13 protein-coding genes are annotated in these 12,354 nt (G+C 54.5%); all 13 read left to right on the top strand.

What is annotated here, in order from left to right; translation table 11 throughout:
• Nucleotides 1-174: 174 nt before the first annotated feature.
• The 13 genes from ACO6TI_RS27015 to ACO6TI_RS26955 all read left to right on the top strand — a co-directional run bounded on the left by ACO6TI_RS27015 (nt 175) and on the right by ACO6TI_RS26955 (nt 12,305).
• Complete coding sequence (locus ACO6TI_RS27015) at nt 175-645, top strand: hypothetical protein (protein WP_422383747.1); 471 nt, start codon at nt 175-177, stop codon at nt 643-645.
• On the top strand, nt 645-785 hold the full coding sequence (locus ACO6TI_RS27010) for a hypothetical protein (RefSeq protein WP_158510402.1): 141 nt from the start codon (nt 645-647) through the stop codon (nt 783-785). Before ACO6TI_RS27015 ends, ACO6TI_RS27010 begins: the two co-directional genes overlap by 1 nt.
• 51 nt (nt 786-836) lie before the next feature.
• The gene (locus ACO6TI_RS27005; protein WP_422383746.1) at nt 837-1,307 is read left to right on the top strand and encodes a hypothetical protein; all 471 of its coding nucleotides are present in this window, start codon (nt 837-839) and stop codon (nt 1,305-1,307) included.
• Entirely contained in the window at nt 1,307-1,447 is a 141-nt protein-coding gene (locus ACO6TI_RS27000) for a hypothetical protein (protein WP_422383745.1), read from the top strand. The genes ACO6TI_RS27005 and ACO6TI_RS27000 overlap by 1 nt, the downstream gene beginning before the upstream one ends.
• Nucleotides 1,448-1,498: 51 nt before the next feature.
• Complete coding sequence (locus tag ACO6TI_RS26995; RefSeq protein WP_055117416.1) at nt 1,499-1,972, top strand: hypothetical protein; 474 nt, start codon at nt 1,499-1,501, stop codon at nt 1,970-1,972.
• Nucleotides 1,969-4,329, top strand: a complete 2,361-nt coding sequence (locus tag ACO6TI_RS26990; RefSeq protein ID WP_422383744.1) for a hypothetical protein — start codon at nt 1,969-1,971, stop codon at nt 4,327-4,329. Before ACO6TI_RS26995 ends, ACO6TI_RS26990 begins: the two co-directional genes overlap by 4 nt.
• 83 nt (nt 4,330-4,412) lie before the next feature.
• Nucleotides 4,413-4,751 (top strand): hypothetical protein, encoded by a 339-nt coding sequence (locus tag ACO6TI_RS26985; protein WP_158705507.1) that lies wholly within the window; start codon nt 4,413-4,415, stop codon nt 4,749-4,751.
• A 20-nt stretch (nt 4,752-4,771) separates the two neighbouring features.
• Nucleotides 4,772-5,359 (top strand): hypothetical protein, encoded by a 588-nt coding sequence (locus tag ACO6TI_RS26980; protein WP_104703585.1) that lies wholly within the window; start codon nt 4,772-4,774, stop codon nt 5,357-5,359.
• The gene (locus ACO6TI_RS26975; RefSeq protein WP_422383743.1) at nt 5,356-7,788 is read left to right on the top strand and encodes a hypothetical protein; all 2,433 of its coding nucleotides are present in this window, start codon (nt 5,356-5,358) and stop codon (nt 7,786-7,788) included. Before ACO6TI_RS26980 ends, ACO6TI_RS26975 begins: the two co-directional genes overlap by 4 nt.
• Before the next feature lies 1 nt (nt 7,789).
• Complete coding sequence (locus tag ACO6TI_RS26970) at nt 7,790-8,281, top strand: virion core protein, T7 gp14 family (RefSeq protein ID WP_350184721.1); 492 nt, start codon at nt 7,790-7,792, stop codon at nt 8,279-8,281.
• A gap of 68 nt (nt 8,282-8,349) precedes the next feature.
• The gene (locus ACO6TI_RS26965) at nt 8,350-9,777 is read left to right on the top strand and encodes a hypothetical protein (protein ID WP_422383742.1); all 1,428 of its coding nucleotides are present in this window, start codon (nt 8,350-8,352) and stop codon (nt 9,775-9,777) included.
• Nucleotides 9,778-9,897: 120 nt separating this feature from the next.
• The gene (locus ACO6TI_RS26960) at nt 9,898-11,769 is read left to right on the top strand and encodes a hypothetical protein (protein WP_422383741.1); all 1,872 of its coding nucleotides are present in this window, start codon (nt 9,898-9,900) and stop codon (nt 11,767-11,769) included.
• A complete protein-coding gene (locus ACO6TI_RS26955; protein WP_422383740.1) occupies nt 11,769-12,305 on the top strand; it encodes a DUF4376 domain-containing protein in 537 nt (178 codons plus the stop codon). The genes ACO6TI_RS26960 and ACO6TI_RS26955 overlap by 1 nt, the downstream gene beginning before the upstream one ends.
• Nucleotides 12,306-12,354: the final 49 nt, after the last annotated feature.

Raw genomic sequence — 12,354 nt, 5'->3', positions numbered from 1 at the left:
CGTCAAAACGGGGCTAAAACAGGCTTTATCACGGTAGATTGGGAAAGTGCGGCCAGGATCGCACGACACAGGAGAGCAGCTTTTTCTGAGCTGTGCGCACGGTTACGCGCGCATTGGTTGCAATTAAGAACAATTCGTGAACATATTGCGGCGGCAAAAACAGGAATGGTTCTGATGGCAGATTTTGAAGATATCACCGGCTGGCGGGAAGAGCTGGAGGCGTTTAGGGAAACCGAAGAGGGACGGACGTTTTTTAGCGATGGCAGAAAGAACTATTCCAAGCTGACTTTTGAGCAGGAGGTGCGTTATGCGGAGGAACTCTTCCGGCATGAAGAGATCCATGAAGCTCTGAAAAAATCAGCCAAATTCGTCAAATTTCTGGATCACAATCCCGACTTCGGTCAGGACGACGAGGGCTTTTGGGATTTGTGTCCGGTCGAGGATAACCGGAAGGTTGAAGCCTTCAAGCGCTGGTATGCCATGAAGCGGAACATTGCTCTGGGCCCGTCGACTTTTAGCGCAGGCGATAGGTTGGCCATCGACGTGGTGAATGGGGACCTTGCCTCGCTGCGCTCTCCGGAAGCAGAAAAGTTCGTCAAGGAGGATTTCTCCTGGATTGTCGCCTTTCCGCAGGAGACACAATAATGGACAAAGTGATCATCATCGATGCAGCGCAAATCCTCACGATCATGCGGCGGTCAGGCGTGGATGGCCTGTCCGCGCTTCTTGGGCGAGGTGACTACTTCTTTTTCAGCGACGATTTTACCTTGTGTGTTGGGACTTGAAGTTCAGAACAATTCATGAACATTTTTGCGTAGGAAATACGGAACAGAGCTATGGCAGATTTTGACGATATCACCGGCTGGCGGGAAGAGCTGGAAGCGTTTGAAAAGACTGAAAAGGGCCGAACGTTCTTTAGCGATGGCAGGAAGAACTATTCCAAGCTAACTTTCGAGCAGGAGGTGCGTTATGCGGAGGAACTGTTCCGGCATGAAGAAATCCACGAAGCTCTGAAAAAGTCGGCAAGGTTCGTCAAGTATCTAGATGACAACCCCGACTTCGGTCAGGACGACGAGGGTTTTTGGGATTTGTGTCCGGTTGAAGACAGTAAAAAAATTGCTGCTTTCAGACGTTGGTATGCCATGAACCTGAACATTGCACTGGGTCCCTCAACTTTCAGCGCTGGTAAATCACTGGCCAATGACGTTGCGAATGGAGCCCTTGCCTCGCTGCGCTCTCCGGAAGCAGAAAAGCTTGTAAGAGACGAGTATTCTTGGATAGTCGCCTTTCCGCAGGAGATGCGATAATGGACAAGGTCATTATAATCGACGCATCGCAAATCCTCACGATCATGCGGCGATCAGGCGTGGATGGCCTGTCCGCGCTGCTTGGCAGGGGTTATTACTTCTTTTTCAGCGACGATTTCACCTTGTGTGTTGGGACTTGAAGTTCAGAACAATTCATGAACATTTTTGCGTAGGAAATACGGAACAGAGCTATGGCAGATTTTGAAGATATCACCGGTTGGCAGGAGGAACTGGAGGCGTTTGAGGAAAGCGAAGAAGGCAAAGCCTATTTTCGGCAACATCTGTATGACAGCGAAAGGCGACTTCCATTCGACGTTATTCTGGAACTCGCTGGACTGATGCTGAAGCATGAGGAGATTCGGGACGCGGTTAAGCAAGAAGTTGAGTTTCGGGCTTTTCTGAAGACCCGTCCGGACCTGACAAATGAGGACGATGAATTCTGGGAAAAGAACCCACTGGATGCGTCTGAAACTCTTGCAGAATTTATGGCTTGGTATGGGTCGAAGACACGTGTTCCTTTTCGAGGTTTTCCGCTCTCAAAGGCAGAGGAACTGGCGATCGCCGTTGTCGCGGGCGATTTGGTATCACTCGACTATGTGGAAGCAAAGGCTTTCGCGGAAAAGACCTTCTACCCACATTTCATCTACCGGGAGGAGGGTGAATGACGCAGAAGGTGATCATCCTTGATGTTGCCAAGATCGACATCATCGTCAATCAAACGGGGGTGGCCGGCCTCGACGCGATTGTCCGGCGCGGCGATCTTTTCGTGTTTGGCGACGATGCCCGCACGGAACTTAGAAACGGCGCCTGGTACAAAAAACAGGAAAATGCTGACCTCTTCGAAGCCTGGTATGAGCAGCAAGACAAGGCTCGCCGTATCGTCGAACCTGAACGGCTGACCAGAGCCGACCGGAAAAAATACGATCCGAACAACAAACGATTGACGGAAAAGGGTGGCCATGAGCTCTGGGACATGAGCGCCCGCAAGTTCATGGCTGAGAACCCGCACTATGATTTCGAGGTTATTTCCAGCGACAAGGATTTCTATAAAAACGAAATCCGTGGCACGCGCGATCCGGATACGGGAAAGCGTCGGAAGATCGTCAACACGCCATTCAGCTACACGTCGTTGAAAAAGCTTATAGGGGAACTGGTTGTCGATCCTGATCTCGATTTGTCAAAAGAACAATTCGTGAACATTGAAGAATACTGGCACGGCGACAGATACGGTTCCTGGCAGGGAATGAAGCAGGGCTCTCTGTACTTTCCCCCAGCCTATGAAGAGGCGTTGCGACAACGGGCGTTTCGCTCAAAAGCGCGCGGAGAAAACTTTGGCCTCAGCAGTCAAGCCGACGCGCGCCTTGGTGTTGCACCGGTTGACCAGGGATCTGCTGTGCCCCTGTCTCCGTCCGGCGCACCGTTCGAGGGTCAGCTCGACGGTCTGACGGAAGGCCAGAGCGGCGGCGAGATTGGTGGCCCGATTGGGGAGCGGATCGATCCGGAGACCGGTCTCAGCGGCAAGGCGAGCGGGTCGCTTCAGAAAGAGCCGAAGATCGGCCATCGGTTCATGACCATGCTGCGCAGAGGTGCGCCTATCGTTATGCTCAGTCTGGCGATCCCGCCGGTGTTCTCGATGGTCAAGGCGCGCGCTGAAGAGCGGAACATTCCGTTTGATCAGGCAGCGCGCGAACTGGGTCTGGAGCTCGGCGAAGAAGAACTCAAGGACCTGGCGGCAGAAGCGGGTGTCGACCTTGCCGTTACCTTCACCCCGATCGGGCCGCTGAAGAAAGCCTGGGATGTTCTGGGCAATATCGACGATGTCGTGTCGCTGATGCAGCTTTACGGTGCAGCCTACCCGGACAACGAGGTAATCCAGCAGATGGCGGCGCTCGCCGATGATGTGGCGGACTCCACAGCACTGGCTGCCTATGTGGAAGGACGCGATGCGCTGACCGGGGCGGTTGGCGGGGTTCTCGACGGGGTGTTCGGCAGTGCCGAAAGCGAGGAAGAGGCCGCCGAGGCGATCGGCAAGGTGCGCGGTGCGATCCGGACCGGCGGCGAAGAGCTGGACGCAGCGCTGGCCAACGGCGCAGGCACGAACGAACTCACCGATCTGCTGCTGCACCGGGCGGAGGAAAGCGCACCGGCACGGCTGGTGGAACCGGATTTCCGCAATCCGGACCTGTCGCCCGGGCGCGTGCTTGAGGGCGAGGCACCGCTGTCGGATGTCGACCGGTTGCCGGGGTCCGACCCGATCCTGCCGCCCTCGATCTGGCCCGAGGAACGCCTGCATGGGGCGGGGCGGAGCGGCGCGGATGATTTGGCCGCAGCATCGGGCCAGGCCGGATCTGGAGCAACAGGTTCGTTTTCCGGCCGCAAGACATCCTATGACCGGATCAGGCGCTTTGGCGGAAGCCCGGAAGAAGAAGCGCAGGCGCTTGCGGAATACAATGCACAACTGAAGCAGAGCCTCATCTACATGCGGGGCGACGAGGAGGTTGCCAAGGTGACTGCTGCGCGGATCCTGGCGCTTGAATGGGGTCTGACGGCCTTTGCCACCCATGAGGACGGCACGGTGATCAAGTATCCCGTGGAGAAGGTCTACAGCGATCTGGAAGAGGACGGTTTCCGCTATGTGCGCGAGGATGCGGAGCAGGCACTGACAGAACGGGGGATCAGGGCGAAACAGGTCTATGTGATGCCGAACCGGCGAACGGGGAGTGACTGGCTGCAGGGGGGATATGACGAAGACGGTTATGGCCCGCGGATGACGCTGTCCTATGACGATGAGGCGGGTGAGCGGCGTGTGGTGACGGAGAGTTTCCAGGCGAATGTGGACCGGGCCTGGCAGCGCAGCCGCATGACCCATATGGCGCAGCTAAGGAAAAAGGCCGAGGAATTCGGCCTGACACAACCAGAGAAGCCAAAGACGGAAACCGGAACATTTATCCCGCGTACGACCCCGGTCCCGTCCGATGTACCGGTGCCGAAAGCGAAACCTGAATTCGCTGCCCCGGGGTGAGGGCATGTCTCTAGGGTTGTGTACGGGTGGCTTTGCCACCCGTTTTTATTTCAATGAAGGGTTTAGATATGGACGAGATCATCATGCGACGTCTCAAGCACTTGCAGTGGCTTGAAGAGAACCATGACAAGGACTTTCAGAAACGACTTGCAGTCGAAAACTCCAAGGTGGATCAACCGGTCGAAACCCCAACGAACGTTGTGTTGGCGGTCAGCGACCGCAACGCAAACGACGGGGAGGCAATCGACGCAGGTACGGCGACAAAAGGCGATCAGCTTCCCAGAGACTGGCGCAAGGAACACTGGAAAACCCTTCAGTCGATGGCCGCCGATTATGCCGGCATAACCGTAGCAAACAAGCAAGAGGCATTGCGCGCACTCGAAATCTATGAAGCAGATTTCAAGTTGCCGCCGGCCGCATAATCCAAACAAAGGCACCAACCATGTCCGGTACCGTTCACACTTCGGTGGATCTGGCGAATCTGGCGCTTGCGCATCTAAAGGAAGCGCCAATTCGTGATTTTGACTATTCTTCCGTTGCTTCCCGTTGGTTTCGTAACAATTACGCGGTTCACCGGGATGCCTTTCTGGGCCAACACGACTGGGACTTTGCCACATCGTTGGTGAATCTGCCTGCGGAAACAACGCAACCGCCGTTTCGCTGGTCGTATCAGTACCCCAAACCGGTGGACTGCCTGCGCATTCCACAACAAACGGTTGGCGGCAAGCCCGACGGGCAACTCGTTTCATTCGAGGTGGTCGGGCAAAAGATCCTGTCGGATCAAAAACCACCTTTTCCGTTTCGCTACATCAGGAGAGTAACGAGGGAAATCGAGTTTCCCCCGCTGTTCGTGCATGGGCTTGCGCTCTTTCTGGCGTCCAGCTGCGCGCATGTCATTACCGGCAAGAACAGTCGCGCGGAGGCGTTGCGCCAAGCGACGCAAGAGGCGTTCGAGCGTGCCGGCACAACCGATGCAGCGCAGGGATCACCGCTGCCCCTGGCAAATCTGGATATCATTACGGACCGATGAGCTATCAACTTCAATCGACCTTCAGCCGGGGAGAACTGGACCCAGAGCTGATATACCGCTCCGATCTTGAGTTCTTCCGGTCCTCGCTCGCCGAATGCCGGAATTTCATTACCCTCAAGAGGGGCGGACTGCGCCGCAGAGGCGGAACCAAGTTCATTGCCGAACTGAAAGACAGCTCATCCGGTGGGTGGCTGATTCCATTCGAATTCGGCAACGGCCAATATTACATGCTTGAATTCGGAGATTATTATTTCCGTGTCTACACGAATGCCGGGCGCGTCGGTTCGGTGGAGGTCTCTACACCTTACGCGAAAACAGTTCTTTCCAAACTCAAATTCGTGCAATCCACCGACACGCTGTTCATCACCGGAGGAGGCGTTCGTCCGCACGCTCTCAAACGGCTCGGCGAGACAAGCTGGACCATCGAGCCGATGGAATTTGAAGACGGCCCATTTCTGGATGTGAACATTTCCGCCACAAATCTGGCGCCGTCCGAGACCGGCAACCCTGTTCCGGACATGGTCTCGAACACCGCACCAAGTGGTGTCGTTACTTCGTCCAACAGTTCCTCGACAGCATGGCAGGTCTTCAACCGTTCGGAAGGCAAAGTCATACTATCCGCCGGAGCTTCCGGCTGGGTGCGGTATCAATTCCCGGCCGCCGTCGTCATCGATGCCTATATGCTGCAGGCGCCAAGCGACAACAGTCAGAATGACGACATGCCTTGGCAATGGAATATCGAAGGATCCAATGATGGCGCCGGCTGGACAATTCTCGACACACAGGACGGGCAAGATACCTGGGCGTCCAGTGAATGGCGGGAGTACGCCTTTCATAATGAAACCGCGTACACGCAGTACCGGCTGCGTTTCACGCAAGGCGGCGGATCGAATTCGGACAATTCCGCTATCGGTCAGATCGTCTTTCACCAGGCCGGGTCAACGCAGACCCCGTTCGATCTGATTGCATCGGATGTTGCCGGTATCAATGGTGGGGCCGGATTCATTGCCTCTGACACGGGTCGGCATCTTCGCCTGCGCGGGTCGGACGGGTTCTGGCGATGGCTCAAGATTGCGGAAATCATTTCGCCGACCGCCGTGAAAGTGCAGGTTTTCGGGCAGACACTTCCAGACACTGCCGCACAAAGCATCTGGCGTCTGGGGGCCTGGTCGGAAACGACCGGTTGGCCCGATACGGTCGGCTGGCATAAGAACCGTCTAGCATTTGCCGGTACGAATGCAGAACCGCAAAAGGTCTGGGAAAGCCAGACGGAAGACTTCAACAATTTTGCAGTGTCTCATGTTCTTCAGGCATCAGACGCTGTAACGGCGGGGATCCTGTCGGGGCAAGTCAATCGCATCCAGTGGCTCATCGATGACAACGATCTGATCGTCGGCACGACACGAGCAGTCAGATCACTTGGAAAGGCCACTGCACAGGACCCCTATGGCCCTGAAAATGTTGAGCAAAAACCGGAAACAAATTTCGGCACAAACGGAATCTCGCCGATCAAGGTCGGTTCCGTGCTCTTCTATTTCGGCCCTTACGGAACCGACATGAGGGAGCTGGCTTACGATCTGAGTGCTGACGGAAGGGTGTCGCAGTCAGTCAGCGAGGTACAGTCTCATCTCTTTCGAAAGGGATTGTCGGGGGCCTGTTATCAGCAATACCCGGACAGCATTATCTGGGCCTGGGACGTGAGTGGTAACGCGATTGGTTTCACATATGAACGGCAGCAGCAGGTTTACGGAATGCACCGCCACGATTTTGGCGGCGCAATCGAATGCATGGCTGATCTTTCCGGGGCAAGATCCGATGAGGTCTGGATGATCGTCAAGCGGACGATCAACGGTGAGACAAGGCGATACATCGAGATCATGCAACGGCCATTTCTGGGCGGCCAGATCGAGGACGCCTGGCACCTGGATTGTGCAGCATTCTATGAAGGTGCTGCTGTCAGCACGGTATCAGGTCTTGACCACCTGGAAGGAAAGGATGTGGTCCTCTACGCGGATGGCACCGACTACGCGGCAACTGTCGTTGACGGCACGGTCAGCCTTCCAAACGGCAGAATCGCGAGCCAAATCCTCATTGGCCTGGATGTGCAGGCAAGAGCGATGTCCCTGCCGTATCCTGTCAATACGCAGGACGGTTCATCAACTGGCCGCAAGATGCGGATCGATAATTGCAGGATTGCCGTTCTCGAAACTGGAACGCTCAGGGGCGGAACCGAACGCACCTACATGGACGAACTGATCCACTACGAAGCCGGTGACGCCTATGGCGAGCCAGCACCGCTGCGTTCGGGCGTTGTCGAACAGATCGTTGACTCGAGCTGGGAGGACGGGGGGCAACTTGCGCTCGAGGCTTCGGGTGGCAAACCCTGCACGATCCTTGCACTCAACTTCGGAAGAGATATGGAGCCCTGATATGTGTCATCCAGCAGTTTTGGCGGCGGTTTCGATCGCAGGGTCGCTTGCCGGCGGCGCCGCACAGGCGCAAGGAGCCCAGCAACAGGCTGAGGCCCAGGCGCAAGCAGAAGAGCAAAGAGTGAAGCTGGCAGAGCGACAGAAAGATATCAATCAGACGCAGGGATCCTTTGAGCGCAAGAGAACCCTTGAGCAATACGAAAAGAGCCTTGGTTTCAATCGCGCCGCCGGAGCCGAAAGAGGATTGTCGGAAACCGGTTCGCTGACCGATATCGCAGACGACAATGCTTTCGAAGCAGCACAAAGTATTGAAGCGATCCGCTATCGCGCAGAGGGACAACGGGGCAACCTGACCTTCGAAGCCAATGCAGCGCGGCAGCGAGCCCAATCACACCGGAAAGCGGGACGTATAGGTGCCTTTAGCGCGATGCTGGGTGGTGTGACGGGCGCATTTACAACTCTTGGAAATGCCGTTTACGCGCGCGACAAGTGATCGCGTCCGTCACGATGCACAGGATGTGAGTGCGTCAAGAATTATTCAAACTGGGGAAGGCCTCAAATATGGCGCGATTGCAGAGATTTCAGGGGACACAATCACTTCCGGGCGTGCGTACACCCGGGGTCGTGGCGGATACGGCTGTTGGTGCTGCGACGGCGCAATTGGGCAGGCAATTTGGCCAATCAGCGGCGGCAGTTGACAATCTGGCGGCGCGCGCACGCAAGCGTGAGAAAAACCTCAAGGAGTTCGAGGCCGCAAAAAGCGAAGAGCGGCGAATTCTTGAGGCCAAGGCCAAACGCGCCGAAGAGCGCCAGAACGAGCGCTCCGCACCAACCGGGCTGAGTGAAGGAATGCTGGATTTCATAGAATCCACTGAAATCAGCGCGCGGCAGGGCGCGTCCGATGATACCGGACAAGGTTACCCGAACAAGGCAGGATTTTCGAAAGAGCAGTTGCTTCAAGACTTTGCTGCCGACGAGGCCGCAGACGGTGAAGCCTATCTGTTGAGAGGGATAGAAACGTCGAAGGAATTCGCCGTTTCGGAAATCCGTGACAAACCTCATAGTATTGATCAATCGCTGGCGCGTCTTGCCGCTCTTGTCGATATCGCGCCATTGCCTTTGGCGAAAAAGGAAGTCGCACTTCGCCTGGTCACTGAAACACTGGCTGAAACCTGGCTGGAGACCCTTCCGCCTGAAGACCAGATTGCAGGTTTGGCCCAGTTAAGATCCAAGCGCGATGCAGTTGGCGAAACCACGGATGTTGAAGCAGGCGCGACGGGTTTGCAATCTGATCAGAACGTTCAAACCGAAGCTGAGCTCCCCGCTTTGTTTGAAGCAAGAGCGCGCCTGTTGCCACCGTACAAGCAAAACAAGCTGCTCTTGGAAGCAATGAAGAAGAAAGCCGCGATCGGGTATCGTGAAGAAGCAAGGATTGCCAGCCAGATTGCAGAGAACCCGTTTTTGCTGGATCCTCGGGAAATTCGTGACAGCGGAAATCTTGAAGAAGGTCAGAAGACGCAACTGCTTTCGGATATGCAGGATCAGATCGAGAAACAGGAAAAAGGACTGGAGGCCATCCAATGGTTCTCCAGGCCCGAAAATCGCGAGTCTGACTTGCGCAAAGATAGCGGCTTGGCAGAGCGCGCCTATAAGGCCCTGGATACCGACAGGTTCAACAAAGACGAATTCGTGGAAATCCTCGTACACAACAAAGGCCAGGTGCCACCGTCTTACCTTGCGGAGATTTCACATGGCATTCGCAACCAGGACGCATCAAAGGTTGCGGCTTCGTTCGCGAAACTCAAAAGGCTCGAGTCCGCAGCACCAGGCAGAATTTTCAGAGGTGGTGCAGACTTGGCAACGCAAAAGGCCCTGGAAATCTGGAATGGTCTCGCCGAAACGAAGGGATTGCCAGAAGAAAAGGCTGCGGAGTGGTTCTCGAAGGATAAGTTCTTGGGTGAAGTTGAAAATAGAAAGATAAATAAGTAAGTACTAAATAAATTTAAATATAATTCTGGAAAATTATGCTGTTATTGAAATATTAGACAACAATTTTTCTTTTGGACAAACAAACTGATTTTTTGACTTTCGAAAGATAAGGGCTCGAATATGACTGTTTCAGCATTGGCGAATACCCGCGCCCAAATATCGGGTGACGGGGTGACGAATAGTGTCACGATACCATTCCAATTCACCGATCAGAGTGACTTGAAGGTAATCCATACCGATAAGCTTGGGGTGGATACGGAATGGAACTATCAGCAATCTCCGGGAAATTGGTCTTACTCCGGTGGAAATCTGGCTCCAGGAACCGTGCACTTCAACGGTGCAGATGTGTCACCAGATGAACGGCTGACCATTGTGTTGACCAGCAAATATGATCAAACGCTTACTCTCGACGGCGGGGAAATCGACCCTGCTGTTCTGGAAAAAGGGATGGACAGGACCGCCTTGCAGGTTCAGGCAATTGCAGGTGAAGTTAGCCGAGCTCTGAGGGTTTCACCAAGCCTGGAGGGGAACCTACCAGATCTGGAAGTTCCTGATCTACCAGACGGATACGGAATTGTTCGCCAGGGCGACGAACTTGTGCCTGCGCTTATCGATAGTGCCGCGATTTCAACGGCTGTAACGGCAGCCCAGTCAGCGAAAAGTTTGGCAGAGGCAGCGATGATTGGCGCCGAGACGGCGCAGACCGAAGCAGGCGCGTCCGCGTCAAGTGCATTTAACTCTGAAACCGTAGCGTCATCATCTGCTTCAAGCGCGGCCTTTTCTGCTACCGCGGCCGCTTCCGCAAAAAATGCAGCCGAGCAGGCTGTGATTGACGCGGCAACGAATGCGACCTCTGTGCTTGGCTATGGGAGAATCCCCGTCGGCGCGGCGATGCCTTGGCCAAGTGATCAGGCACCCAATTCATTTTGGGTGGTGGTTAAGGACGTCGGACAGACTTTTTTACGTGCTAGTTTTCCTCAATTGCTGGATGTTTATGCACCGGAACGGAGCGTTGTATTAAGCAATGGCTCCCCAATTGTAAGCGGGATAGGTTCCGATCAGGGTTTGGCAGTTGGAATGCCTGTTGAGGGCACCGGTATTCTTGCCAATACAACAATCCAGTCCGTCGATGGACCCGATCAAGTCACCCTTTCATCAAGCGCGTTTGCAAACGGTTCGACTTGTCGTGTGTTTCGGCATGGCAACGGTAACGGGAGTACAACGGCAAACTTTCCCGATTTCGCCGGCCGCTACGTTCGTGGCTGGGATCCATCTGGTGCAATCAATCCGGACGCCTATGGCACGCTTGGAAGCGTGCAGGACGATGCAATACAAAACATTTCCGGTGAATTTTCCAGCAGCCTTGCCCGTACAGATCATTCGTTGAATACGGCTACAGGCGCATTTGAAATCGTCACGGGAACACGCAGCAACTACGTCACCAGAACCTCTGCAACCGGCACAAGCGCTGTCGGTGCATCATTTGATGCCTCACGAGTTGCACGGACGTCTAACGAGACCCGTCCGAAATCCGTCGTGACGGCTTGGATAGTAAAGGTCGCCGATGGAATAGACGATCCAGCCGTTCTCACGGCTGTTTCGGTCATTCAAGATCTTGGGGTGGTTAGTTCAAAGGTCGATATATTGGAGACATTTTTGGCGGCAACGTCAGATCGGATGCTCGGTGTAAATCAGGAATGGCAGGACCTTGTTTCGCAGCGAGTATTGAATACCGACTATCAGAACACCGATGGTGGTCCGATAGCAATCTCGGTGCCACAACAGGGGAGTGGAAGTACTGCGATCTTTCAGGGTTTCATTCTATATTCTGGTAAAAACCCTTCTTCTTATATGGAGATATCAAGATCAGCCAACAATACTTTTTCTGGTGATGGAGTAAATGCCGTCATTCCCGACGGCTGGTACTACAAAGTCGCGGCGGTGAATGGCGAGACACTTCATGCCTGGCTTGAACTTAGGAAGGTTGCATAATGGTTCAATACGGCTTTTTTCATCCAAGCAGTGGATATTGGGAAACAACAGGGTGGCCCTCGGACGAATACCTATTGGATTATCCGTCAGGTTGGCGTCAAGCGTCACCGAAACCAGGTGAAAATTATCACTTCGATCCGGATACGAACACGTGGTCTCCCAATCTGCGGGCGATTTCACGCGATGAGGTCAACATCGAGCGAGATCGCCGCAATTTTCTGGATATCGTGTTCCAGGGCGTAAACTTTCAAGCGGATCAGGTTAGCAGGGGTAGGATCAGTCATGTCGTGACGTCCGCAATCGCTGCCATCATGGCAGGTGCGCAAGTCGGCGACCTCAGTTGGCACGGACAGACTGACGATTTCACCTGGATCGCCAAGGACAATACCAAGGTGCCAATGGATGCACAGACATTGCTTTCTTTAAGCCAGTTCATGGCGGAACGGGAAAGACGACTAGTCGTTGCCGCCAATTCAATCAAGGCGATGGACCCAATTCCGACCGACTTTAAAACGAATGAGCGCTACTGGCCTTAATTGCCATGCCGAATTTCGCCGAAACACACCGCCCTTGAGGCGGTTTTTT

It is taken from the genome of Roseibium album (assembly GCF_965233825.1).
Lineage (GTDB): Bacteria > Pseudomonadota > Alphaproteobacteria > Rhizobiales > Stappiaceae > Roseibium > Roseibium album.
This window is presented reverse-complemented; position numbering and strand designations above follow the sequence as displayed.